24 protein-coding genes are annotated in these 25,260 nt (G+C 47.5%); 5 read left to right on the plus strand and 19 right to left on the minus strand.

The annotated features are described in order from the left end of the window. Nucleotides 1–146: 146 nt before the first annotated feature. From Q9R36_RS01145 to Q9R36_RS01155, 3 genes are all read left to right on the plus strand, one after another. The gene (locus Q9R36_RS01145) at nucleotides 147–362 is read left to right on the plus strand and encodes a YuzF family protein (RefSeq protein ID WP_101547682.1); all 216 of its coding nucleotides are present in this window, start codon (nucleotides 147–149) and stop codon (nucleotides 360–362) included. 21 nt (nucleotides 363–383) lie between these two features. Then, nucleotides 384–1,274, plus strand: coding sequence for a manganese catalase family protein (locus Q9R36_RS01150; protein ID WP_101547681.1), 891 nt, complete (start codon nucleotides 384–386; stop codon nucleotides 1,272–1,274). A 67-nt stretch (nucleotides 1,275–1,341) separates the two neighbouring features. Further along, nucleotides 1,342–2,031, plus strand: coding sequence for a DUF421 domain-containing protein (locus tag Q9R36_RS01155; protein WP_101547680.1), 690 nt, complete (start codon nucleotides 1,342–1,344; stop codon nucleotides 2,029–2,031). Nucleotides 2,032–2,070: 39 nt separating this feature from the next. On the opposite strand, the gene Q9R36_RS01160 is transcribed toward Q9R36_RS01155, so the two are convergent. The 4 genes from Q9R36_RS01160 to Q9R36_RS01175 are packed head-to-tail and all read right to left on the minus strand — an operon-like array spanning nucleotide 2,071 to nucleotide 6,814. After that, the gene (locus Q9R36_RS01160; protein WP_101547679.1) at nucleotides 2,071–3,630 is read right to left on the minus strand and encodes a fatty acid--CoA ligase; all 1,560 of its coding nucleotides are present in this window, start codon (nucleotides 3,628–3,630) and stop codon (nucleotides 2,071–2,073) included. A 42-nt stretch (nucleotides 3,631–3,672) separates the two neighbouring features. Then, a complete protein-coding gene (locus Q9R36_RS01165) occupies nucleotides 3,673–4,821 on the minus strand; it encodes a thiolase family protein (RefSeq protein ID WP_101547678.1) in 1,149 nt (382 codons plus the stop codon). Nucleotides 4,822–4,849: 28 nt separating this feature from the next. Then, the gene (locus Q9R36_RS01170) at nucleotides 4,850–6,001 is read right to left on the minus strand and encodes an acyl-CoA dehydrogenase family protein (RefSeq protein ID WP_101547677.1); all 1,152 of its coding nucleotides are present in this window, start codon (nucleotides 5,999–6,001) and stop codon (nucleotides 4,850–4,852) included. A gap of 45 nt (nucleotides 6,002–6,046) precedes the next feature. Beyond that, nucleotides 6,047–6,814, minus strand: a complete 768-nt coding sequence (locus Q9R36_RS01175) for a 3-hydroxyacyl-CoA dehydrogenase (RefSeq protein WP_311224406.1) — start codon at nucleotides 6,812–6,814, stop codon at nucleotides 6,047–6,049. 209 nt (nucleotides 6,815–7,023) lie between these two features. On the opposite strand from Q9R36_RS01175, the gene Q9R36_RS01180 reads away from it, so the two are divergent. Then, nucleotides 7,024–7,875, plus strand: coding sequence for a DegV family protein (locus tag Q9R36_RS01180; RefSeq protein WP_311224407.1), 852 nt, complete (start codon nucleotides 7,024–7,026; stop codon nucleotides 7,873–7,875). Between the two features lie 100 nt (nucleotides 7,876–7,975). Next, nucleotides 7,976–8,722: a metallophosphoesterase family protein gene (locus Q9R36_RS01185; RefSeq protein WP_311224408.1), complete on the plus strand. Its 747-nt coding sequence runs from the start codon at nucleotides 7,976–7,978 to the stop codon at nucleotides 8,720–8,722. Nucleotides 8,723–9,142: 420 nt separating this feature from the next. Here the strand turns inward: Q9R36_RS01185 and Q9R36_RS01190 are convergent, their stop codons facing one another. The 15 genes from Q9R36_RS01190 to Q9R36_RS01260 all read right to left on the minus strand — a co-directional run bounded on the left by Q9R36_RS01190 (nucleotide 9,143) and on the right by Q9R36_RS01260 (nucleotide 24,639). Then, a complete protein-coding gene (locus tag Q9R36_RS01190; RefSeq protein ID WP_180827256.1) occupies nucleotides 9,143–10,279 on the minus strand; it encodes a homogentisate 1,2-dioxygenase in 1,137 nt (378 codons plus the stop codon). Nucleotides 10,280–10,308: 29 nt separating this feature from the next. Further along, nucleotides 10,309–11,226 carry a fumarylacetoacetate hydrolase family protein gene (locus Q9R36_RS01195; protein WP_101547672.1) on the minus strand — a complete coding sequence of 306 codons (918 nt, stop codon included), beginning with the start codon at nucleotides 11,224–11,226 and terminating at the stop codon, nucleotides 10,309–10,311. A 4-nt stretch (nucleotides 11,227–11,230) separates the two neighbouring features. Then, nucleotides 11,231–11,851, minus strand: a complete 621-nt coding sequence (locus Q9R36_RS01200) for a flavin reductase family protein (RefSeq protein WP_101547671.1) — start codon at nucleotides 11,849–11,851, stop codon at nucleotides 11,231–11,233. A gap of 3 nt (nucleotides 11,852–11,854) precedes the next feature. Further along, nucleotides 11,855–12,946, minus strand: a complete 1,092-nt coding sequence (gene hisC / locus Q9R36_RS01205; protein WP_257964154.1) for a histidinol-phosphate transaminase — start codon at nucleotides 12,944–12,946, stop codon at nucleotides 11,855–11,857. 28 nt (nucleotides 12,947–12,974) lie between these two features. Further along, nucleotides 12,975–14,090 carry a 4-hydroxyphenylpyruvate dioxygenase gene (gene hppD, locus Q9R36_RS01210; protein ID WP_129612265.1) on the minus strand — a complete coding sequence of 372 codons (1,116 nt, stop codon included), beginning with the start codon at nucleotides 14,088–14,090 and terminating at the stop codon, nucleotides 12,975–12,977. 101 nt (nucleotides 14,091–14,191) lie between these two features. Beyond that, the gene (gene lpdA / locus Q9R36_RS01215) at nucleotides 14,192–15,622 is read right to left on the minus strand and encodes a dihydrolipoyl dehydrogenase (protein ID WP_101547669.1); all 1,431 of its coding nucleotides are present in this window, start codon (nucleotides 15,620–15,622) and stop codon (nucleotides 14,192–14,194) included. Then, entirely contained in the window at nucleotides 15,622–16,791 is a 1,170-nt protein-coding gene (locus tag Q9R36_RS01220) for a dihydrolipoamide acetyltransferase family protein (protein WP_101547668.1), read from the minus strand. The genes lpdA and Q9R36_RS01220 overlap by 1 nt, the downstream gene beginning before the upstream one ends. 39 nt (nucleotides 16,792–16,830) lie before the next feature. Beyond that, nucleotides 16,831–17,826 (minus strand): alpha-ketoacid dehydrogenase subunit beta, encoded by a 996-nt coding sequence (locus Q9R36_RS01225; protein WP_253616867.1) that lies wholly within the window; start codon nucleotides 17,824–17,826, stop codon nucleotides 16,831–16,833. A 2-nt stretch (nucleotides 17,827–17,828) separates the two neighbouring features. Continuing rightward, complete coding sequence (gene pdhA / locus Q9R36_RS01230; protein ID WP_101547666.1) at nucleotides 17,829–18,893, minus strand: pyruvate dehydrogenase (acetyl-transferring) E1 component subunit alpha; 1,065 nt, start codon at nucleotides 18,891–18,893, stop codon at nucleotides 17,829–17,831. 34 nt (nucleotides 18,894–18,927) lie between these two features. Beyond that, entirely contained in the window at nucleotides 18,928–20,034 is a 1,107-nt protein-coding gene (locus tag Q9R36_RS01235) for a Leu/Phe/Val dehydrogenase (protein ID WP_101547665.1), read from the minus strand. A 55-nt stretch (nucleotides 20,035–20,089) separates the two neighbouring features. Beyond that, on the minus strand, nucleotides 20,090–20,488 hold the full coding sequence (locus tag Q9R36_RS01240; protein ID WP_180827226.1) for a thioesterase family protein: 399 nt from the start codon (nucleotides 20,486–20,488) through the stop codon (nucleotides 20,090–20,092). A gap of 161 nt (nucleotides 20,489–20,649) precedes the next feature. Beyond that, nucleotides 20,650–21,444, minus strand: coding sequence for an ABC transporter ATP-binding protein (locus Q9R36_RS01245; protein ID WP_101547664.1), 795 nt, complete (start codon nucleotides 21,442–21,444; stop codon nucleotides 20,650–20,652). Next, nucleotides 21,428–22,450: an ABC transporter permease gene (locus Q9R36_RS01250; protein WP_101547663.1), complete on the minus strand. Its 1,023-nt coding sequence runs from the start codon at nucleotides 22,448–22,450 to the stop codon at nucleotides 21,428–21,430. The genes Q9R36_RS01245 and Q9R36_RS01250 overlap by 17 nt, the downstream gene beginning before the upstream one ends. A gap of 19 nt (nucleotides 22,451–22,469) precedes the next feature. After that, nucleotides 22,470–23,477 (minus strand): ABC transporter substrate-binding protein, encoded by a 1,008-nt coding sequence (locus Q9R36_RS01255; RefSeq protein ID WP_311224409.1) that lies wholly within the window; start codon nucleotides 23,475–23,477, stop codon nucleotides 22,470–22,472. 193 nt (nucleotides 23,478–23,670) lie between these two features. Beyond that, nucleotides 23,671–24,639 carry an NAD(P)H-dependent flavin oxidoreductase gene (locus tag Q9R36_RS01260; RefSeq protein ID WP_311224410.1) on the minus strand — a complete coding sequence of 323 codons (969 nt, stop codon included), beginning with the start codon at nucleotides 24,637–24,639 and terminating at the stop codon, nucleotides 23,671–23,673. Nucleotides 24,640–25,260 lie beyond the last annotated feature (621 nt).

Here is a 25,260-nt window from a genome sequence, read left to right on the forward strand (position 1 = left end):
TTTTTTTCCTCCACTGCCTTTTGTTTCACACAAAATTATATTCCAATAAAACCTCCGCCCTCCTGTCCTTCTTTCACGGACATATTCTGAAACTTCATTGACGCTCATAGGCTTATGATAGATTTTGGCGAAAAGGAGCTGAAAAGATGGACGGTACAGCTGTCTCTTTTAATTCAAGCTTTGATCCATATGTATATCAGGCCGCCCTTTCTTTGATAGGAGATTCTATAACGGTGCAGACAACTCATGGATCAGTAAGGGGCGTCTTGATTAATGCCCTGCCGGACCATCTGGTAGTCAAGTCTGCCAATACACCTTTCTATATCCGCATTCAGCAGATTGTCTGGATATTTCCAGGCTAACAACCCAGTGGAGGGAAAAATATGTTCAAAAGAATAAACAGGCTTGCGATCGAACTCCCTGAGCCGTCTCATGGCGACATGAATGCTGCAGCTGCCGTCCAGGAACTGCTCGGGGGCAAGTTTGGCGAAATGTCTACTCTCAATAACTATATGTTTCAATCCTTTAACTTCCGGAGTAAAAAGAAACTGAAGCCATTTTACGATCTGGTCGCCAGCATCACCGCAGAAGAGTTTGGCCATGTGGAGCTTGTGACAAATGCAATTAATCTGCTCTCGAAAGGAAATACCTTTCCTGGTGATCCGGATATTGCACCTCTGCAGAACGGGAAAGATGCACGGAACACCTATCATTTTATAGCCTCTGCCCAGACAGGTCTTCCCGGCGATTCAATGGGAAGGGCATGGACCGGGGACAATGTGTTCAGCAGCGGCAATCTCGTGCTGGATCTTCTTCATAATTTTTTCCTGGAGGTTGGTGCCAGAACCCATAAAATGCGGGTGTATGAAATGACAGACCATCCTGTTGCCAGAGAAATGATCGGCTATCTTCTGGTAAGGGGAGGTACGCACATATTAGCCTACGCTAAGGCGCTCGATATCGCGACAGGCGTCGACTTAACAAAGATGCTGCCAATTCCCGACTTAAACAATTCCCGTTTTGATGCGGCGCGCAAGTTTGAAGAAAAAGGGCTCAGCAATGTCCTCTATACATGGAGCGACACGGATTTCAAGGGAATAGGACAGATATGGAAAGGGACGAACCCGGAAAACGGCGAGCCATTGAAGGTTATTTACGGCACGCCTGAGGGCGGCCCGGTCCCTGACCTTGATGAGCTTCCGGAAGAATTTGCACCTGGCATTACAAAGGATGACTATGAAAGGATCGCCAAAAGACTGCTGGAGGGACTGTAAAGAAGGCTTAAACAGATTAAAACTGGGAAAACTGACATTATCTTTTTTAGCGTTGGGAGAGGTCATTTTGTTCCTGTTTATAAAAATTCTGGTATTATACCTTGTAACGATCGCAATCATGCGGCTGATGGGGAAGTCTTCCATTGTCCAGATGACACCTTATGACCTTGTCGCCATTATCATTGTCGGCACGGTCGCATCTGAACCCTTGATCAGCACAGAATTCTGGCCTACCCTCGGTTCCCTGGCCATCCTGGTTGTGCTTCATATCTGCTTTTCTTACTTAACCCTGAATCAAATCGGGAACAGGTTCTTTCTGGGTGAGCCTTCTATCCTGATTAAGGATGGAGAAATCATTGAGGATCAGCTGGAAAAAGCGCATTTGTCAGTCTCACAGGTTTTATCAATCCTGCGGAGCAAAGGATTTCCAAAAGTATCTGATGTCGAATACGCTGTACTGGAACCTATCGGGGAAATCAGCGTTATTCCTAAAACGGCAAACACCCCTGTTACTGTCGAGCATCTCAATATTAATATTCAGGATGAAGGCCTGCCTATTTCTGTCATAGTCGACGGAAAGATCCAGCTCAGAAATTTAAAACTGCTGCATCTTACAAAAGAATGGCTGACAAAAAAGCTGGATGAAAACAGCCTTTCAGCTAAAGAGATCCTCTATGCTTTTGTAAATGAGAAGACAAAGACCCTGATTGTCAACAAAAGAGGAAAAGGCAAACTAACGATCAAGGATCACCTCTAACAAGTAAAGGAGCCGCCTTTTTACAGGCAGCTCCTATTTTCATGTTTGTGCTGATTGGGACAATTCACTCCTCAAAACAAATTTCTGCAGCTTTCCGCTTGCATTACGCGGCAGGCTTTCACAGAAGATGTATTTTCTCGGCCGCTTATAATTGGCGAGCCTGCTGCTTTCCTTGCACCAGCTGTCCAATTCTTCCTCTGTAACTGAAGGATCTTTTTTTACAACGAATGCCGTCACAGTCTCTCCCCACCTGTCATTCGGCTGGCCGATGACTGCTGCATCCAGTACTCCGCTATGTTCAAACAGCACATCCTCAATTTCCCTCGGATAGATATTTTCACCGCCGCTGATGATCATATCATCCACCCTGTCCCTTACCCATAGATAGCCTTCTTCATCGAGAGCACCGATGTCGCCTGAATGGTACCATCCTTTATATAAAGCTTTTTCTGTCGCTTCTTCCATATTGTAATAGCCTTTCATCATACTTGGGCCCCTCACGATAATTTCCCCTGACTCCCCTGCCGGGAGGATATGTTCAGGATCTGATGGACCATTATCGTTCGGTCTGACAATCCTGATTTCATGATTCAGGCATGCCTGGCCGGCAGAGCCTGCTTTAGAAAGCTGATCATGCTCAGAAAGGAAGGTGATGGCCGGCCCCATCTCTGTCATTCCGTAAGCCTGGACCAATAAGATCCCAAGCTTCTCCCTGCACAGCTTAACAAGTGCAGGGGCCATCGGGGCCGCCCCGTAAAGGCCAAGCTTCAGGCTGTCCAGGCAGTAAGCCAGCAGATCTTCCTGCAATAGCATATTCCACATTGTAGGGGCGGCAAAAAATTTAGTGACCCCCTCCTCCTCAATCAGCTGAAGCACCTTTTTCGGATTAAACTGATGAAGGATGACATTTCCAGCACCAACATGGATACGGGGAAGAAAGGCGCAATGCAGCTCTGCACAATGAAACATCGGTGCTGTGACCAGCCCTTTATCGGATGGTTCAAGCTTTGTTGCTGCGATCACTGTCATGCTCTGTTCAGCCATATGCCTGTGTGTATGGATCACTCCTTTAGGCCGGCCGGTCGTTCCGCTTGTATACATGATTGCATAATCATCATTTTCGCTGACATCAGCAAAAACAGGGCTGTCAGAGGCTTGAGAGACTTTTTTATCAAAGGAGGCCGCATAGGAAGGCGGTTCGTCATCAATATACCAGAAAGCAGTTGCAGGAAATTGTTCTTCAATAGTGGAAACCACGCTTTCAAGAGCCTTCTCAAAAACAAGAACCTTCGGGCGTGCATCTCTTAGGATATATGCTGTTTCTTCAGCCTGGAGGCGGAAATTGATTGGATTAAAAACGGCCCCGATTTTAGCACAGGCGAAAAAGACTGCCGCCAATTCCTCTGTGTTATATAAAAAAACAGAAACCCTGTCTCCCTTGCTGACACCTTCAGCAGCAAGCGCATGTGCGACCCGGTTGATGCGCATATTCCATTCACTATAAGTGTAACGCCTGTTACTCCTGACATCGTATACGGCCTCTTTTGACGGAAATTTCATTACAGCAAGATCTAAAATCCTTCCTATCGTCACTGTCATTGCGTACCTCCTGAACTTTTTTTTCAGAACCTTTCCAGTCTGTCACAATCGTTCTATGATGGTCGCATTTGCCATTCCATAGCCTTCGCACATCGTCTGCAGCCCGTACCTTCCTCCTGTCCTTTCCAGTTCGGAAATCAGTCCTGCCATGATCCTGGCGCCGCTTGCGCCGAGCGGATGGCCGAGTGCAATGGCTCCGCCATTTGGATTCAGCTTAGCAGGATCGGCTCCAGTCTCCTTCAGCCACGCAAGAGGCACTGAAGCAAAGGCTTCATTCACTTCGAAAATATCAATATCCCGGATTGAGAGCCCTGCTTTTCGCAGCGCCTTTTCCGTTGCAGGAATCGGACCAGTCAGCATAAGTGTCGGATCTGACCCTACAACCGTTCTTGTCAGGATGCGGAACCTCGGACGAAGCCCCAAGCTTTCTGCCCTCTCCCTTGACATGATCAAGAGGGCCGCTGCCCCATCGCTTATCTGGCTGGAATTGCCTGCGTGAATCCTGCCGTTCTCCATGAATGCCGGCTTCAAGGTTCCCAGCAGCTCAAGCGATGTGTCCCTCCGCGGGCCGGAATCCTCTGATGCAACAAGCATTGTCCCATCATCCTGCACCGCCTCGATTGGTGCAATCTCACTTTCAAATCTGCCCTCTGCCTGTGCTTTTAGCGCTTTCTCGTGGCTTTTGAGAGAATATTCATCAAGCTGCTGCCGGGAGAATCCGTATTTTTCTGCGATTCTCTCTGCTGAAAGGCCCTGGTGGATCATCTCATGCTTCCTTTTAAGATTTTCACTTAATTTGGCTCCCTGAAAGCTCGAGCCAATCGGAACACGGGACATGCTCTCCACTCCGCCGGCTATTACGATATCCATATCTCCCGCTAATATGGCCTGCGCTGCAAAATGGACTGCCTGCTGGCTTGAACCGCACTGCCTGTCAATGGAAACACCGGGTACCTCAACAGGGAATCCGGCAATCAAAGAGGCAATCCTCGCTATATCACCGGCCTGCTCCCCGGTTTGGCTGACACAGCCCACAATAACATCATCAACAAAAGAAGGATCGAGGCCCGCCCTCTCAGTCAGCTTATTCAATATGAAAGCAGCCAGCTCATCTGGCCTGATATTCTTCAAAATGCCGTTTTTCTTTCCAATCGGCGTCCGCACAGCTTCAATGATAACAGCTTCCCTCATCCGCCCATCACCTTTCTTTCTCGTGTTTCTAAAGGCCAAGCCCTTTGGCTATGATTGATTTCATGATTTCATTGGTACCGGCATAAATGCTCGCAACCGGGATATCCCTGTACCTTCTCGCAATCTCATATTCTTCCATATAACCATAGCCGCCATGAAGCTGAAGGCATTCAGAAGCTATCCTTCTGGCATTGTCGGTCAGCTTCCATTTAGCCATTGAAACTTTTTGGGTGATATCCTTGCCATGCATATGCTCCCTATTCAGGGTGTCCAGAAAGCTTCTGCCCATTTCGATATCAGTGGCCATTTCTGCCATTTTAAATTGGGTATTCTGAAATTGTCCGACCTGCCTGCCGAAGGCCTCCCTGCTTTTTACGTAAGATAAGGTGAGCTCCAGCATAACTTCTGAAGCAGCTTGTGCGGCTATAGCAACTACAAGCCTTTCCTGCTGCAGCTTTTTCATCATATATTGAAACCCTTTCCCCTCTTCTCCGATCAGATTTTCTTTAGGCACAAGACAGTCTTCAAAAATAAGCTCGGCAGTATCCTGGCAGTGAAGGCCGATTTTATCCAGCTTTCTTCCTCTGGAAAAACCCTCGCATCCCCTTTCAACCGCAAGCAGGCTGATTCCCTTATGTTTGGGGACCGCATGAGTATCCGTCTTGCAGGCAACAATGACCAGATCGGCGTGCATCCCGTTCGTAATGAATGTTTTTTGCCCGTTGAGACGATAATAGTCTCCTTCGTCCACCGCTGTTGTACTAATGCCTGCAAGGTCGGAACCTGCACCAGGCTCTGTCATCGCAATCGCTGTAATGATATCTCCGGCAGCACACTTGGAGAGCCACCGGTTTTTCTGTTTTTCAGAACCAAATTCAGAAAGATATGGAACAGCTATGTCATTATGCAGCCCGATGCCAACCAGCCCTGAACCTACTCTTTCCAATTCTTCATTTATAATGACGGAGAAGCCCCAGTCAGTACCGCTTCCTCCGTATACCTCATCTACATCAGGGCACAGAAACCCCTGCTCCCCCATCTTCCTCCAAAAATCCCTTGGTATAAGCCGCTCTTGCTCCCATTGACTGTAAAAGGGATAGGCCTCCCTCTCCAGAAATTTCTTTAGCGCCTTTCGAAAAATCTGATGTTCCTCTTTAAGAAATCCTGTTGTCTTCTCCATGCCCCTTCCCCCCTTTTGGAAAACGCTTACAAAAATAATTTTATTTCACTTTGGCTGCATGCGGATTGCCCCGTCAAGCCTGATGGTCTCTCCATTGAGCATCGGGTTTTCTATGATGCTTTGTACCAGCATTGCAAATTCTTCTGGAAAGCCAAGACGTCGGGGAAAGGGAACTGTATTTCCAAGTGCAGACTTTGCTTCCACAGGCAAAGAATCAAACATAGGGGTATGAAACAGACCAGGAGCAATCGCCATCACCCTGACGCCGTATTCAGCCAGTTCCCTGGCAATCGGAAGGGTCATGCTTGCCACGCCTCCTTTGGAAGCACTGTAGGCTGCCTGCCCGATCTGCCCTTCAAAGGCTGCAACAGATGAGGTACTGATGATAACTCCTCTTTCCCCTTGTTCATTTGGTTCATTATCCTTCATTTTCTCTGCCGCCAGCCGGATCATATTGAAGGTGCCTGTCAAGTTAACTGATATGACTTTAGAAAATAAATCGAGTTCGTGCACCCCTTTTTTGCCAAGCACCTTTTGAGCAGCAGCAATTCCCGCACAATTGATGCACACATTAATGAAACCCAGTTTCTCAAAGGCCAAATTGACCGCGTCGGAAGCCACCCGGGCATCAGTTATATCTGCTTTCACAAAAAGGGAGCTGCTGCCAAGCTCTTTTTGAATATTAGTTCCCTTTTCCTCGTCCATGTCAACGATGCAGACCCGGCTGCCCCTATCCAGTATTCTTCTTGCAGCCGCCTCCCCAAGGCCCGATGCTCCGCCAGTCACAAGGGCACAAATATTTTCCGTTTGCATACGACCCCTCCTTTTTAAAAGAATATTCTGAACATATAGTTCTAGCTACCTGCTGCTTTCTCCTTTTTCTTCATTTAAAATATTGCCGTTTCCTCTGTTTAAAGTTACCAAAGGCCGTTCACAAAACTTTTAAAACATTCATAGAGAAGTTCGTGTATAATGAAATGGCTTACACCATCATTACAAACTTTCTGAAAAGGATAGGCTAAATGACCAATAAACGAATAGCTTGGATTACAGACAGCACAGCATTTATCACCAAGGAGCTTGAGCAGCATCAGGATGTTTATGTAATGCCTCTTACCATTGCATTTTCATCGGGCACCTATGAGGATGGAATCGATTTATCCTCTGATGATTTATATATGAAACTAAAAGCTGAAAAAGAAGTTCCGAAAACATCACAGCCTTCTGTCGGCAAATTCGCCGAGCTGTTTGAAAAATTAAAAGCTGATTATGACTGCGCAATCGCTGTCCACATCTCTTCCAAATTGAGCGGAACCCTGAACAGCTGCATGCAGGGCGCAGAGATTGCAGGCTTTCCAGTCGAAACAGTAGACTCAAAAATGATGTCTTACATCATTACCGGACTGCTGAATAAGGGGATCGAGCTTCAATCCAAAGATATGGACTGGAAAGAAATCGCCCGTACACTGAGGCTTGAAGCCAATCAGTATGAGAATTATATCCTGCTGGGCAATCTTGACCAATTCTATAAGGGCGGAAGAATGTCCGGAACTCAGTATCTCCTGGGAAGCATATTAAAGGTAAAGCCGATCATCCACGTTGACCGGAATGGAGAATTCCAGCTTTTTGATAAGGTGCGCTCGGAGAAAAAAGCCATAAGGCGGATGATGGAGCTTCTTGAAGAATCTGCAGAGAAACACAGGATAGAGCAGGTTCAGATCATGCATGGGAATGTCCTTGAAAAGGCAAAGGATATTGAAAAAGAAATTTTATCCAGGTTTCCTCAAATGGGCACCTTCATCGGCGAAATCAGCTCAACAATTGCTGTGCATGCCGGGGCAGGCACGGTTGCAGTCGTCTGGCATTTTGAATAAACACAAAAACCTTCCAACGGGAATCTACTTGTTCGGGAAGGTTTTTTTATATAAGAAGCGAAACTATTAGTATGATATGCAGCAAAGGGAGATGAACGAGATGAGCATTGCAGTAATTTCAGACATTCACGGAAATATCACTGCACTCGACCAGGTGCTTGATTATTTAGAGGAGCGGCAAATTGACAGGATCTTCTGTCTTGGCGATCTCGTCGGTAAAGGGCCGAATTCAAAGAAAGCAATAGAGCGGGTGAAAGAAACTTGTGAGGTTGTTGTTCGCGGAAATTGGGATGACTTTATCCAGAAGCCGGCCGACTTCGCTGAACTGCAGTGGCATCAGGAACAGATTGGCCAGGAAGGAATGGACTATTTAAGCACCCTGCCATTTCACCATGACTTTAAAATGAGCGGAAAGTATGTCAGGCTTTTTCACGCTTCTGCAAAAAGCATCTACCACCGGGTGGTGCCGATGCGCCATCCAATTGAAGAACGCGAGGCTATGTTCGGGCCAAGTGAATTCATTGATGAAGAAAAAAGGGGAATCATTCCTGATGTAGTCGGGTATGGGGATATCCACGCGGCCATGCTGGAGCCGATTGATCCTAAAAAGGTCTTATTCAACACTGGAAGCGTCGGCAATCCGCTTGATGTGCCGGAAGCCTCTTTTGTTATCCTGCATGGTACATATCTTTCAGAGGAGCCTGCACCTTTTTCAATCGAATTGGTCCGCCTTCCTTATGATATTGAAAAAGAAATCAGCATGGCCCGCGAAATGGGCATGCCAAACCTCGAACCCTATGCGCTGGAATTGAGGGAGGCTATTTATAGAGGCAGGCAGAAGGTTTAGGCTGATCAAGAAATGTCTGCTGGAGCTAAGGGAAGTTTATTCTTGTTGGAATGTAGATATTGAACTCCTTGGCAACAGTCTGGGAAACTATCAAGGTATGGATGTTAAACTTAACAATGTTTTCAAAGAATATAAAAAGAGAATAGGATTGCGAAAAATAAGAGAAACTCTTAGCTTGCAACGATATTACTGCACATAAACTTTAAAAACCCTGTTGCTTGGAGTGGAAGGCACGCAGACTCCTGCGGGATTGCAGCGGCAAAGCTGAGACCCCGCAGGAGCTCGCTCCGAGGAGGCTCAGCGCCGCCCCGCGGAAAGCGAAGTGCCTGGAACGGAAAGCAACAGCCCCATCCTAAAAAAAAAACAGACTGTACACAAATAGTATACAGTCCTTACCTTTTTATAAAATCACAGCTCTTCTCACTTCTCCAGCCAGGAATACATATAATTCTCATCCTCATAGTCCCGCGCTTTCTTCACAACCTTCAATGGCCTGAAAGTATCTATCATGACAGCCAGCTCCAGTGTTTCTTTTTTGCCGATGCTTGCCTCTGTCTTCCCCGGGTGCGGCCCATGCGGTATTCCACCGGGGTGAAGGGTGATGGATCCTTCCTTGATCCCTTTTCGGCTCATAAAGTTCCCTTCGACATAATACAAGAGCTCATCACTGTTTACATTGCTGTGGTAATAGGGTGCCGGGATGCTTTCCGGATGATAGTCATATAATCGCGGGACAAATGAGCAGACAACAAAGTTATGCCCTTCAAATGTCTGATGGACTGGCGGCGGCTGGTGGACCCGGCCGGTGATCGGTTCAAAATCGGAAATATTGAAGGCCCATGGGTATAGATACCCGTCCCACCCCTCAACATCAAGCGGATGATGCCCAAGAATATGATCATGAAGATGGCCCCTCGTTTTTGTGACTACCTTATGAGGCCCTCTTTCTGTATAAGTCTCCAGTTTTTCAGGCCCTCTGATATCCCGCTCACAGAACGGGCTGTGCTCAAGCAGCTGTCCATACTCATTCCGGTACCTTTTTGGAGTCGTAATCTGGCTGAATGATTCAACAATAAGAGCCTTAGTTTCTTTTTCAGGAAGAATCCTGAAAATCGTGCCGATCGGAATGACGATGTAGTCCCCTGGCCCATAGCTGACTGTGCCGAACATTGTTTCAAACCGGCCGGTTCCGTAATGGATGTAGTACATCTCATCTCCATCGCTGTTCCGGTAATAATCCTGCATGTTTTCTGAAATATTGGCCGAGGCAATCAGCAGATCATCATTTCCAAGCAGATATTCCCTGGCTTGAAGGGCATCTCCTCTGTGATTAATGTTCTCTGTAAGCAGATGCCGGTGTTTAAGCGCAGCCATCTCCTCATATTCAGGCAGATAGCTTCCTGAGAGGTACACCTCTTCTGTCTCTGTCGGCATATAATGATGATATAAAATCGACTGTGTCCCCGAAAAGCCCTTTGTTCCCATGACTTGCTCCCTGAACAGGGACCCGTCTGCTTTCTTGAACATCGTGTGGCGTTTGTGCGGAATCCTCCCCATTTGCCTGTAGTACAAGCCTGCTCCCCCTTTCAGTCTGTAATCGTATTGAACAGCTTTCCAAGACCAGTTATTTCCAGCTCTACCCTGTCGCCTGGCTTCAGCCAGCGGTGGACATCTTCCCCGAGCTCAAGGATGCAGCCGGTCCCCACTGTACCTGAACCGATCAGCTCTCCCGGGTAAAGTGTGGTATTCTCTGAAGCTTTCTCTATCATTTCATTGAATGAATAATAGATATCCTTAAGATTGCCGTCTGACAGCAGGACGCCGTTCACTTTTGCTGTCATATCCAAATCATAGCCATTTTCCACCCGATAGCTCTCCAGCTCATCCTTTGTCACAATATAAGGGCCGATCGAGGTGGCAAAATCCTTTCCTTTTGCCGGTCCAAGACCGACCTTCATTTCTTTTCTTTGAATATCCCTGGCACTCCAGTCATTTAAGATGCAGTAGCCAAAAATATATCCGTCCGCCTCTTTGGCAGAAATATTTTGGCCTTCTTTGCCGATGATGCAGGCAATTTCCAGTTCATAGTCCAGATTGCTGCAGCCGGCAGGCAAATGAATGGGCTCACCTGTCCCTTTTATGGCAAGGTGATTGGAAAAATAGAAGACCGGCAGCTCATACCATTCTTTTATCATTTCCAGGCCCCTGTTTTCCCGGGCTGTTTTGACATGCTCCTCAAAAGCATAAAAGTCGCGAAAGCTTTTTGGATAAGGAAGCGGAGCCTTCAGTGTTACTTCCTCTATAGGGTAAGCACCGCTGCCCGATTCTTTCCATTCATGATGAGACTCGATCTGCTCCATGAAAAATTGATGATTTTCTATAAATGCCAATAATGTTTTTGGCAGGATTCCCTTTGAAGCTTCATACATATCTATTGCAGCAGTGCCCTCCAGCCAGCCGGACCGGACCGATCCATCCTGCTTTTGAAAGGTTATGAACTTCATTCCATCACCCCGGATCTGATTTTCTGATAATCTCGAAAGCATCTGCAAGCGGGCCAGTATACATATGCCCCGCCAGCCTTCCAACCGGATCCAGCTTTTCAGTATCGATTTTCCCATTATGATACAAATCATCATTCACCTGCACATGTTCAACCCTGCCAATCACCAGGCTCCCGGACCCCGGACCGTCTCCAAAGTGCAGGAGCTGATGGACTGTGCATTCAAGATGGACTTGGGAACGCTTGATTCTCGGCGGCTTGACATATGTGCTTTTTTCCTGCTCCAGCCCCGCCTGTTCCAGTTCATTTACTTCACGGGCATAATCGGCTGCACATATATTCATTTTCTCTGCCATGCTTCTGCTTACTATATTGATGACAAACTCCCCGGTTTCTTCAATGTTAAGAAGTGTATCTTTCTTTTTTCCGTCAGTCCCCTTTCGCATAGGTGAAAAGCAAATGAGAAGCGGATCCGCACATATGGCTGTAAAAAAGCTGAAAGGTGCTGCATTGACGGTGCCGCTATGATCTATGGTGGTCACAAAGGCAATTGGACGGGGAAGAATGGAGCCTGACAGGATTTTATACCCCTCCTGCCAGGAGAGGGAAGACACAGGGATTTCCATTTTTTACACCCTCTTCCCGCTCACGGCCTGGCCGATAGCTTCCAGGACTGCATCATTATCTTCCTCCGTACCGATTGTTAGTCTGATAGCCTCTTCTGGAAAGTGTTTATGAGAAAATTTCCTGACGATGATGCCTGACTCCAGTAGCATTTCAGCAAGCGGCCCTAGAATAAAAAGAAAATTGGATTCAGAGGCAAAACACTTGAATCCCAGCTCTTCAATCCGGCAGCGCATTCTTTCCCTTTCCGTTCTATTCTTTTCTGCACACATCTGTACAAAATACTGGTCCTTCAGCGCTGCAATGGCTGCGGCCTGGGATAGGGCATTCACATTGAATACCTCCCGCACTTTGTCCAGCTCTGCTATGATCGATGGATGCATCATCCCATATCCTGCCCGGAGCGCTGCAAGCCCGTATGCTTTTGAAAATGTCCTCAATATTGCAAGGTTATCGTGGAAGGTCAGCAGCTTTTCTGCCTCTGTCCTTTTTTCATGGTTCATATATTCATAATAGGCTTCATCCAGTACGATAAGTATATGTGCCGGTACAGAAGCGATGAATTGCTGGATAGCCTCTTTGCTTACTGCTGTACCGGACGGGTTGTTCGGATTACAGATAAAGATCATTTTGGTGCTTGGGCCTATGCGGCCTGCCATCTCCACAAGATCATGTACTCCATCCTTGAGCGGGACTTCAACAGCCTTTCCGCCTTCAATCACTACATTTGCCTTATATCTCGGAAAGGTAAGGTCTGCCATGATCGCTTCATCGCCTGCGTGGATATAGGCTCTTGCCAGAAGCCTGATGATTTCCTCAGAACCGTTTCCTATTGCAATATACTCAGGAGGAAGCTTGAGGAATTTGCCCAATGTCCGTTTGATTGCTGAACATGAACCATCAGGGTAGCGGGAGAGGTTCCCGGACTGTTCCGTTAAAGCGCGGCCGACAAGCTGTGAGCATCCATAGGCATTTTCATTATCTGCGAGACTTCTGACGAAGGAGAGCTTATATTTTTCCTTTACCTGTTCTGCAGTCATCCCCAAAGGGTAAGGAGTAATCCCCCTGATGCTTTCCTTCGTTAAGATCCGATCCACAGGAGAACCCCCTTTCTGTGTATGCGGTTTATAGGTTTCCGCGTCTTTCCTGCTCTCTTTCGATCGACTCGAACAGCGCCTTGAAATTGCCTTCTCCAAACCCTCTTGCTCCTTTGCGCTGGATGATTTCGATGAATAAAGTCGGCCTGTCGACGATCGGCTTTGTAAAAATCTGCAGCAGATAGCCTTCATCATCCCTGTCTACAAGAATGCTCAGCTCTTTCAGCTTATCAATCTCTTCGTCTATTTTGCCGACCCTCTCAGACAGCATTTCATAATAGGAAGAAGGAGTGTCAAGGAACTCTACTCCATTTTTTCTGAGGATAGAAACCGTCTGGACAATATCCTCTGTCAGGATGGCGAGATGCTGCACGCCTGCCCCATTATAGAATTCCAGGAACTCCTGGATCTGCGATTTCCTCTTGCCTTCCGCCGGTTCATTGATGGGGAACTTGATTCTTCCGCCGTTATGCATCACTTTAGACATGAGTGCGGAATATTCTGTGCTGATATCAGAATCGGTGAAATGCTTCATTTCCTTGAATCCCATGACATTGGCGTAATAGTTCACCCATTCTTCCATTTCTTCCACATTTCCGACTACATGATCGATGCCAATGAATCCGGCATCCTCGAATGGGGCCTTTGTTTCGTAGGGCTCATATCCCGGCATAAAGGCACCCTTATAATCATTCCGTTCCACCAGTGTGTGTATGGTATCTCCATATGTACCAATTACCGCCTTCTTCAGCTTGCCGTGTTCATCCTCCAGCTCAAATGGCGGAATCAGTTCTATTGCCCCTCGCTCTACTGCACCTTTGTAAGCACTTACAACATCATCAACCGCAAGGGCGATATCCTTGACGCCGTCGCCGTGCTTCTTCACAAATGCAGCCACCTTTGTTTCCTCTGTTAGCGACCCAGTCACTACCAGCCTGATTTTACGCTGCTGAAGTACATACGACACCGTTTCCCTGTTTCCTGTCTCAAGTCCGGAATAAGCGACAGGCTTGAACCCAAAGCATGTGCAGAGATAATGGCTGGCCTGTTTGGCATTCCCTGTATAGATTTCAAGATAATCGACTTCCTTGACTGGAAAAATTTCCTCTGCCTTTTGTGATGGCGAAACAGTTCTTTGTTCCATATTAACCCCTCCAAATATTTTAATTTTCAGACTTATCTTAAAATATTTCTTTTCCTCCTAGCAAGAGCGCTGTGTGAAGCATTGCTGCTGTAAAGCAGCTCTTATGTTTTCGCTTTTTCCCTCGCAGGGAGATGGATGCTTCTCGCTTTAACAGACTCCACCGCTTCCAGCAGGGCTTCGGCTGAGCTTGGATGGGCATACACGGGGAACAGCATATCTTCTTCCCTTGCAGCCATTTCAAGCAGCGAGACACCGGCATGTATCAGTTCCTGTGCACCTTCCCCTATCATATGGACCCCTAAAAGAAAGCCGGTTTCCTTTTCAAAAATTACTTTGGCCATTCCTTCCCTGCTCCCCTTCACACTTGCATAGCCCAAAGAAGAAAAAGGAAAGGTGCCTGCTTCTATTTTATAACCCGCTTCCAGTGCCTCTTGCTCGGTCAGGCCTGTATAAGCAATAGGAGGCTGGGTATGGACGACAGCCGGGGCGAAGCGGAAATCAGCTTCCGTTTTCAAGCCTGCAATTATTTCAGCTGCTGCCTTTCCCTGTCTGATCGCCTTTGAAGCGAGAGGCGGTCCATCCACGACGTCCCCTGCAGCAAAGATATGGCTGACAGATGTTTTCCCTTGCTGGTCTATCCTAATAAAACCGGCTGAGTCTATCTCCACCCCCGCTCTTTCAAGCCCCAGGTTCGCAGTATTGGGCCGGAATCCGGCTGATGCTAAGAAACAGCTTCCTTCCAGCTGGTTAATTTCTCCGCCCGCCTCATAGATAATCCTGACCCCCGACTGGTTCTCTTCCGCAGACAGCAGCTTTGCCCCGCGGTAGACTTTGATTCTATTTTTCTTTAAAATTCTGCTGAGCTCCCTATTTATGCTCTCATCAAATCCAAAATCCTCTTTTTCCTGATCCAGCATAATCGATGCCTTGGCACCGAAAGCCTGAAAGCTCATAGCCAGCTCCAAGGCTATATAGCCGCTACCGTAAATGATGAACTCATCAGGAAGCTTCTCCATTGAAAATACAGACCAGCAGTCCAAAAGCTTTTCTGAACGCGGTGAGATTCCGGATGGCCATACTGGTGTGCTTCCTGTTGCTATGAGGCAGTGTTTGAAACGGAATACCTGATACGATTCTCCATTTTCAATGCCCACCCGGTCAGATGAAAGAAAAAAGGCATTCCCTCTCACAATTTCTATTTCATTGCTTTTGCACAGCTCTTCAACACCCTTTTTCAGCTGTGCTGTTTTCCGGTCTTTTACATCAATAAGCTTTTCCAGCTGGAAAGCGGAAAAAGACAGTTCGATCCCGTATTCACCCGCAGCCTTTATCTTCCTGATCCGGTCAGCTGCTTCAGTATATAGCTTGGAAGGAATGCATCCCTTATGGAGGCACACACCGCCAAGGTCCGCTTTTTCAATCAGTGTCACCTTTCTGCCAAGCTGTGCCGCCCTGATGGCTGCCTGATAGCCGCCAGGTCCCCCTCCAATGATAACAACGTCCTTTTCATAAGCCAGTTCCCCTACAACCATTAGACCAGCTCCAATAACATCAGTTTTGGATTTTCGATCAGTTCTGAAAAATGGTTCGTAAAACCGACAGCAGCAGCGCCATCTGCTATCCTGTGATCAAATGACATGGAAAGCTTCATGATGGAGCGGATGACAATCTGATCGTCATTATCGACCACCGGCATTTTCTTCGTCTTATGCAAGGATATAATGCTTGTCTGCGGGTGGAGGATGATCGGGGTTGCGCCGGTGCTGCCGTTCAGCGGCCCGACATTGCTTACTGTGAAAGTGCCTCCGGCCGTTTCCTTTGGCATCAGGCTGCCATCCAGCGCCTTCCTCGTCAAATGCTGCAGATCCAAAGCAATTTCGGCAATCGTCTTTTCCTCCACATTCCTTATGACAGGCACGACCAGCCCTTCCTGAGCATTGACGGCAACACCAATATGGTGCTCGGGCAGCAAATGGATCAGTCCAGCCTTCTCATCAAGCCTGCTGTTGAAAACAGGGAAGCGTTTAAGAGCCATTGATAAAGCTTTTATATAAAAAGCTGTGGCTGTCACTGGTTTTTCCTTTTTTTTGAGCTCTTCCCGGAAAACGGAAAGTTCTGTTACATCCACGTCCTCAAAATGGGTGCAGTGGGGAATAAGGGAAAGCGACTGAACCATTTTCTCGGCGGTCTTTTTCCGTCTTCCGGAGTAAGAGATGCTAGTACTGTTGGCAGCTGTATAATTCTCTGTATCTTTTTTAATCTCTTGAGGAGATGCTTCTTCTCTGATACTTTTATTTCCCTGCCCTGCCATCCTGAAAATATCCTCGTCAACCACTCTTCCGCCAGGACCTGATCCCTCAATATCTTCTATATTTATATCATTCTCTCTTGCCAGCTTCCTTGTGTAAGGGGAGGCAAGAATTCTTTTCGGCATTTTCCTGTTATTCTTTCCTGCTGCTTCCGGGCTGTTTTCAGGCTCCAGCAGAAGCAGGACAGCTCCAACCGCTACCGTTTCCCCTGGTTTTACGATGAACTCACGTACAATGCCGGCTCTGGGCGCAGGTATTTCTGCTGTCATTTTATCGGTCTGAACCTCGACCAGGGGCTCATCCTCGCTCACAAAATCACCCTGTTTTACAAGGAAACAATTGATTTCTGCTTCTGACATCCCTTCCCCGATATCATATAGCTTCACTTCCATCTTATAAAAACACCTCCTCATAAAAGTTCAGTTGATCGCTTAGAAGGTCCAGACTTTTTCAATCGCTTTGCAGACCCGGTCAGACGTCGGCAGATAATGGTCTTCAAAACCGAAATATGGAACAGGAGCATCAAATCCTGCAACCAATTCGGCAGGTGCTTTTTGGTATAAAAAGGAGGTATCATTGATAATCCCCAGAACATCCTTGCCGACTGAGGTTGAAGCATGAGCCTCCTGGACGATGACCGTGCGTCCTGTTTTTTGCACCGATTCCGCAATAATATCCTTATCCAGCGGATACAGGGTGCGGAGGTCAATTACGTCACATGAAATCCCTTTTTCCTTCATTGCCTCAGCCGCCTTCAAGGCAATCGGCACCATGGCTCCCCAGGCGATGACAGTCACATCATCTCCGTCCACCAATTTATTGCCTTTGCCGATTTCGATGGTATACCTTCCCTCCGGCACCTCAGCACGCAGTGACCGATAGCTTTTCATCGGCTCTAAAAACAGGACTGGGTCAGGATCCTCGATTGCGGCAATCAAAAGCCCTTTAGCATCAGCCGGGCTGGACGGACAGACGACTTTGATGCCAGGCATATGGGTGAAAAGCGCCTCTGTGCTGTCGCAGTGGATTTCCGGGGCCCTGACACCTGCACCATATGGGGCCCTTATCACGAGAGGGACGGTATAATGCCCCATCGTTCTCATGCGGAGCCGGGAAGCATGTGTCATGATTTGCTCAAAGGCAGGATAGATAAAGCCCAGAAACTGAATTTCTGCCACCGGCCTGAATCCGTTGACGGCCAATCCGATGCTTGCGCCGATGAATCCTGCTTCACTCAGCGGGGTGTCCATAACCCTCTCTTCCCCATACTTTTCCTGAAGGCCTTCCGTTGCCCGGAACACCCCTCCATTTTTCCCGATATCCTCTCCAAGCACCAGAACGTCATCATTTTCTGCCAGCATGATATCAAGAGCTTCATTGACCGCCTGTACAAGTGTCTTGGTACTGGTCTTGACTGCAGTTTCCATGATTAAACACCCCCAAGCTGAGATAGATATTTGTCCTTCTGTTCCTTAAGCGGCCATATCAGCTCAGCAAACACATGGTCAAAAATATCAGCGGGATCTGCAGGCGGGAACGCCTCCATTTCTGCAATGGCCTCATCAATTTCAGCGGAAGCTTCCTCTTCCATTCCCTTTGTCCGGCTTTCCTCATACAGCCCCTGATTTTTCATCCACCGTTCAAGTCTCAGGATAGGATCGATTTTTTCTCTCAAAGAGCTGCTTTCCTGCTGGTCCCTGTATTTGGCGGGATCATCTGCTGTGGTATGGGCCCCGTATCTCCATGTTACCGCCTCTATCAGAGTCGGCCCTCCGCCTTCCCTGGCCCTTTCAAGTGCTTTTTTTGTCTCATTGTAGACAGCAAATACATCATTTCCATCAACCCGGACGCCTGGGATATCATATGCCAGGCTTTTCTGGGCAATTGTCTTGGTATTCATCTGCTTTGAGAGCGGAACGGAAATCGCATATTGATTGTTTTGATTGAAAAAGACGACAGGCGCCTTAACGATGCTGGCAAAATTGAGACCCTCATGAAAATCTCCTTCAGACGTCGCCCCGTCACCAAAATAAACAATAGCCGCTTTTTTCGTTCCTTTAAGTTTTTCCGCATATGCCGCCCCGGCTGCATGGGGAATCTGAGTGGCGATCGGAATTGCTGGAGGGAAGATATTCTTTCCTTCAGGAGGGATGCACCCTTCATTTCGTCCGTTCCAGAATAGCAGCACGTTTCTCATTGAATGCCCGAAAGCCAAAGCTGCACCATGGTCCCGATAGGTAGGGAACATCCAATCCGATTCTTCGAGCGCCATCGCGCTCCCTATCTGGGCAGCTTCCTGGCCTTCAAACGGGGCATATGTCCCTATCCTTCCCTGGCGCTGCAGGCTGACCGCTTTCCGGTCAAAGATCCTGATCCGGACAAGCTGCCTGTAGAACTCCAGAGCAAGCTTGTGGTCCGGGGTGATCCCTGCAGTACCGGATATTTCGTTTCCGTTTTCATCAATTATCCTATTGATTGGAAATTGGCTCTCCATCCTCTCACCCTTTGCAATAAAGTCATTAATACAGTTATGTCCGGACTGCCCATTTCGGCCGCTTCATATGGGAAAAAAAGCTGTTCCTCCTTGTTCTTGCTTCAATCCGCTGCTCACAGAACTGGTTGGCAGCCTCAATGGTCGTGATACCTTCTGCTGCAGAATAGTCGTACACATTAAGCAGCGCACTATATATCGCCTTCGTTTTCCGGAGGACCCTTTCTTTATTTGGAGAATACAGCTCATCTGCCACCTGGATAAGGCCGCCTGCATTAACAATATAGTCCGGTGCATAAAGGATCCCTTTTTGCTGGAGCATGCCGCCATGCCTTAATTCAAGCAGCTGATTGTTGGCTGATCCGGCAACCGCCCTGACCCGCAGCCGCTCAATCGTCTCATCGTTTAGGATACCTCCCAAAGCACAGGGTACAAAGACATCTGCATCTGCTCGAAAAATGTCATTACTGCTGACAGCTTTAAGACCCGCCCCCATTTTTCCCGCTTTTACCACCAGCTCATTGATGGCTTTCTCGTTGATGTCTGCAACATATAGATCAGCGCCTTCCTCCAGCAGCCTTTCAGCCACTTTGAACCCGACCTTGCCGAGTCCCTGAATGCTGTAGGACCGTCCGCCAAGGGCCGATGTTCCATATAGAACCTGGTTTGTAGCTTTAAGCCCATAGATTACTCCTTGGGCAGTTGGAACAGAAGAGTCCCCGCTTCCCCCATATTCTTCGTCTGCACCGACAATGCAATTGGTTTCCTTCATAGCGTGGACAAAGTCTTCAGGAGTGGTTCCCATATCTGTGCCTGTGTAGAACCTTCCATTCAAAGATTCAACGAACTGTCCAAATGCCCTGAAAAGCTCTGGCGTTTTATCCTTTGAAGGATCGCCGATGATGACAGCCTTCCCTCCGCCAAAATCGACGTCTGCTGCAGCGCACTTATAGGTCATCCCCTTGGACAGACGCAGTACATCTTCGAGTGCTGCGTCTGCAGAAGGATAGGGAAACATCCTGCAGCCGCCCAGGGCCGGGCCGAGCCTTGTGCTATGGATTGCAATGATTGCCTTAAGTCCTGTTGCTTCGTCATTGCAGAACACCACCTGTTCGTGCTCGCGGATCGTATTAAACATATCCATCGTCTCTCATCCCCCTCTTAATGTTAGCGCTTTCATTTAATGATGCATAAAAGCTTTAGTCCAGCTGGATCTTCTCTGAAAATCTTTTAATCCTGCTTCGCGGAAGGATTGCCTGTGTGACTTCCCCCTCGCCAATCACTTCATTACCATGTAAAGCCTTGACGGATGTGCAAATTAAATTCCGTTCCAGCCTGATGACCTCCGCAGCAATATTCAGCAGGCTTCCTTCTGCAGCCGGTGCAAGATGTCTGATTGAAACGGCTGTCCCCATCCCTTCTTCATCTTCTTCTAAGAAGGGGAGGATTACTTTTCTTGATGCCCACTCCATATAATAGACCATGCTGGCTGTGGAAAAGAGCGGGTGGACAACCTCACCGCCAAATTGTGCAAACATTTCATGTCCGACTGTCAGCTGTATGGATGCAGCCGCTCCTTTATTTAAACCCTGCTTCACTAAACAACACCCTTAAATATGTATGACGTATTTTTAACGTTATAATAACATTTTGACAAATTAATAGTCAATCAATTGAAAATATTCTTAATTTATCCAGCAAAAGAAAAAGGATTAACTTAAGGCATATTGCCGCCCCTTAATCCTTTTTCATCATATCGCTACGAGAGAAGAGCCCTGTCGCTTGCCAGCTGCCGGCCGCGGATCCGCTGAAACTCGTTGAGCAAATCTTCAATCCCTAATTTTTTCTTTTTGTCTTCTTCAATTTCCAGGATGATTTGTCCTTTATCCATCATGATAAGCCGGTTCCCGAGATCCAGGGCCTGCTGCATATTATGGGTGACCATAATGGTGGTCAGCTTGTAATTGCTGACAATTTCCTTCGTAAGGCGGGTGATCAGCTCTGCCCTTGCAGGATCAAGAGCGGCAGTGTGTTCATCAAGCAAAAGGATGGAAGGCTCCGTAAAGGTTGCCATAAGCAGGGATAAAGCCTGTCTTTCTCCCCCTGATAAGAGACCGACCTTTGCATTCAGCCTATTTTCCAGCCCCAGATGAAGGGTCTCTAGGACATCCCTGAAATTTTCCCGGCGCTTTTTGGTGACTCCCCGTTTAAGAGTCCTGCTTTTATTCCTGGAATAGGCCATGGCCAGATTTTCTTCTATCGTCATACTTGGTGCTGTTCCTGCCATTGGATCCTGAAAGACCCTCCCAATCAGAAATGACCTTTTATGCTCCGGCATCATGGCCACGTTTTTCCCATTGATCTTTACGCTGCCGGCATCTGGAATCATCACGCCTGAAATAATATTCATAAGTGTCGACTTACCCGCCCCGTTTGAACCAATGACAGTGACAAAATCGCCGGCAGTTAAAGAAAGGTTTACACTGTCAAGAGCATTTTTTTCATCAGGCGTCCCTTCATTGAAGATTTTGCTGATGTTATTTAGCTGCAGCACGCTGATCCTCCTCCCTTTCTCCGGAAAGATAGCCTTCACCAGGCTGAGCGCGGAGTCTCTTGGCCTTTCTTCTCCCTTCTCTTACCCGATCAAGTGTTTTAGGCATGATCAGGGCAATGATGACAATCACCGCTGTAATGACCTTCATGTCCCCCGGTTGAAGAAAATCGACACGCAGGGCAAGGGTGACGACGATCCGGTAGATGATTGCGCCGCCAATCACGGCAAGAGTAGTTCTCGCAATAGTCTTTGTGCCAAATAAAGCTTCCCCGATGATGACAGATGCCAGTCCGATTATGATCATCCCGATCCCCATCCCGACATCTGCAAATCCGCCCTGCTGGGCTATCAGGGCGCCGGAGAAAGCGACAAGGCTGTTAGAAAGCCCGAGGCCGAGTATAACCATCAGATTCGTATCGGCTGACAGGCTTCTAATCATTCTTTTGTTGTCGCCGGTTGCCCTTAAAGCAAGGCCGATCTCCGTTTTCAGGAACTGATCCGCCAGAAGCTTAATGGCAAATGCAGTAAACAGCATCAATACAAGGATCCCCCATGTCCTTGGAAGGCTGTCCCCAAGCCCAACGGCTGCAAGGAGGCTATTCAGCATCCCGTCGATTCCTGTTTTTTCCCAGGCATCCCTGATGCTTGTCATTGCTGTCTCTGTATTCAGAAGCGGTACATTGGACTTCCCCATGATCCTCAAATTGATGGAATACAAGGCGATCATCATCAGGATACCGGAAAGCAGGCTGTTTATTTTTCCATAAGCATGCAGGATTCCGGTAAGGCAGCCGGCGGCAAAGCCTGCGATAAGGGCAGCACCTGTAGCAAGGAAGGGATTGGCGCCGCTCACGATCAGGGTCGCCGCAACTGCAGCACCCGTCACAAAGCTGCCGTCTACCGTAAGATCCGGAAAATCCAGCACTCTAAAAGAAAGATAGACACCGAGCGCCATGATGCTATAGATGATGCCCGACTCAAATGCTCCAAAGATTGCTGTAAACATCTAGAGACCACGCCCTTCGCTATTCTTCATAAAATTCGGCTAAGTCCTTCCATTCTTCCTTGATCTCAAGTCCTTGTTCTTCTGCAGCTTTTGGATTAAACACAAGTTTAATATTTTCAGGAAGACCTACCGGAATATCACTTGGCTTCTTATCGCCCTTAAGGATGTCGGCTGCCATTTTGCCGGTCTGATAGCCGATTTCGAAATAATCAAATCCGCTCGCCGCTACCCCGCCGCGCTTCAGGGAATCAAGTTCCCCTACAAAGAGAGGAATTTTCTTGCTTTGTGCTACAGCTATAACTGATTCAAGTGCGGAAACGACCGTATTATCTGTCGGGACATATATGGCATCTGCCCTTCCTACTAAAGACTCCGCAGCCTGCTTTACTTCTGCGGAAGTGGAGACGGACGCCTCTACCACCTCGGCCCCATTTTTTTCTGCCAGTTCTTTGACTTTCTCGACCTGTACTTCAGAGTTCTGCTCTCCGGCGTTAAAGATGACGCCAATCTTCCTGGCACCTGCTTCCTTTGTCATGAAATCAATCGTTTTGCCTGTAGCATCAGGATGATTATCTGTCGTGCCGGTGATATTATCGCCCGGTTCATCAAATGACTTCACAAGCCCGGCACCGACAGGATCTGTTACTGAGGTAAATACGATGGGAATATCCTTTGTCGCATTCAATGCACTGACCGCACTTGGCGTGGCATTGGCAAAAATGAGGTCCACCTGGTCACCCGCGAAATTATTGGCAATGGTCTGTGTGTTATTCATATCTGCCTGGGCATTCTGGAAGTCATATTCAACATTATCGCCTTCTTTGAAGCCTGCTTCCTCTAGCGCCTTTTTGAAGCCTTCAGTTGCTGCATCCAGTGAAGGATGCTCGGCAAATTGAGTCAATCCGATCTGATAAATCTTCTTGTCCCCATTTTTGCTATTACCGCCTGTAGCCTCATCGCTCCCGCAGCCAGACAGGAGCAGGCTTCCTGCCAGCAGTAAAGAAGCAGCTTTGATCGATTTTTTCATGACAATCCCCCTTGCAAAATTATTGGCATCTCACACTGACTCTCTCTTCTACTGCATTTATGTAATCGCTTACATAAAATATGATAAATTATCTCATCAGCGTTTTTACAACGTTATATTATCACCTGGTTTTAAAATATGTCAATAATATTCTAAAGATTTAGTTAATTAAAACTATTAATCTTCAACTTGCTTATTGCTGCCGGGCTTTACTGAAAACTCTAAACTGGCCTGCTGTTTTTTCGATAGCTTCTTCCGCCTCTTCCATCATCCGCTTGAACAGATCGGCAACCGCCGGAATATCTGCAATAAGCCCGGCGGTCTGCCCGGCATTCATGAACCCTCTCACCCCATCTCCTTCAAGAGCTCCTTTTTTATGATAATCTTCATTAGTAAATAAGCTGTATTCAGAAGGATTTTCTGTTTCTTTCTGAAGCAGAAAATCAGCATACTCTGTATGCAGTATTCTTCGGATCTGCCCTGCACTTCTGCCGACTATGACCGTGCTTGCATCGCTGGCATCAAGCAGAGCATTTTTGTAATTTTCGTGGAAAGGTGCCTCTTTGACTGCGATGAGGCGCGTGCCGATCTGCACGCCGCTTGCACCCAGCATGAATACAGAAGCCATTCCTCTTCCATCGCTGATCCCGCCTGCTGCCGCCACCGGAATGTTGACCCTGCTGCAGATCTGGGGGATAAGAGAAAGCGTTGTCGTTTCCAGCCTGGAATTGATGCCTGCTGCTTCATAGCCTTCAGCAGAAATAATGTCCGCTCCTGAAGCTTCCGCCTTTTCAGCCTGTCTGACCGATGCAGTGACAGCAATGGTTTTGATTCCTTTAGACTTCAGCCGGCTTATATATGGTGCGGGATTTCCAGCTGAAAGCGATACAGCTGCTGCGCCGTATTTTTCAGCAAGCTCCATTGCCTCTTCCGCAAAAGGGGACACGGTGATGGGAATATTGACAGCGAATGGCCTGCTTGTCAGGTTCCTCAGCGCAAGCAGCTTAGCTTCAATTTCTTTAGGGAGCATAGTCCCTATCCCTATGGTGCCCAGCCCTCCGGCATTGGAAACGGCGGCAGCAAGCCGGCTGCTGCTGATATTCCCCATGCCTCCTTGAATAATTGGATAGCGGATATTTAAAATCTCAGTCAATCTGTTCAACCAGATACCCCTCCCTTGAATAAATGTACTATTTTGAAAATTATCATAATACTCTTAAAACCGCAATAGTACGCCCATGTTGCTGCGTGGCATGCAAAAAGGAGAAACTGCCCGGCTATGTGAAAGGCTTTAATAAATTCCCTATCCACTTTAGATTATTCTAGTGCAGTTCAGCGCAAAAGTTTCTTCAGGGATGAACGCAGGTATTCTCTAGATAGGACAACGAGACGATGGCTCTTCTGCCTTCATTATATTCTGACAGCTGCCGCTTAAGCTCTGAGCTGTTTTACGTCTTTTGTTCATATGCAAGGATGATGATTGATGCAAATCCAGTAAGGACTCGCGATTAATCGGTTTATCGGCCGGCTGCAGATCCTCCGGCAGGGTAAGACTCAGGATCGCAGAATCTCTTCCCGCCATAATCAGTCGCCGAGAGGTTTTTGCAGTTCTATTGGAGGGTATCAAGAAACGACGCTGCCTAACTTGCCTGCAGCTGAAAAGCCCCCTTCCTTTTATTTTTCAGGGGGCTTTGCTAAAATACTTTAGATGAGGGCCTTTCTTTATTACATAATCCATCAGCGTTCGAAAACAATATACATATGCTCGACTGATGAAGAAGGC

This window comes from Bacillus sp. AG4(2022), assembly GCF_031844465.1.
GTDB lineage: Bacteria > Bacillota > Bacilli > Bacillales > Cytobacillaceae > Bacillus_AB > Bacillus_AB infantis.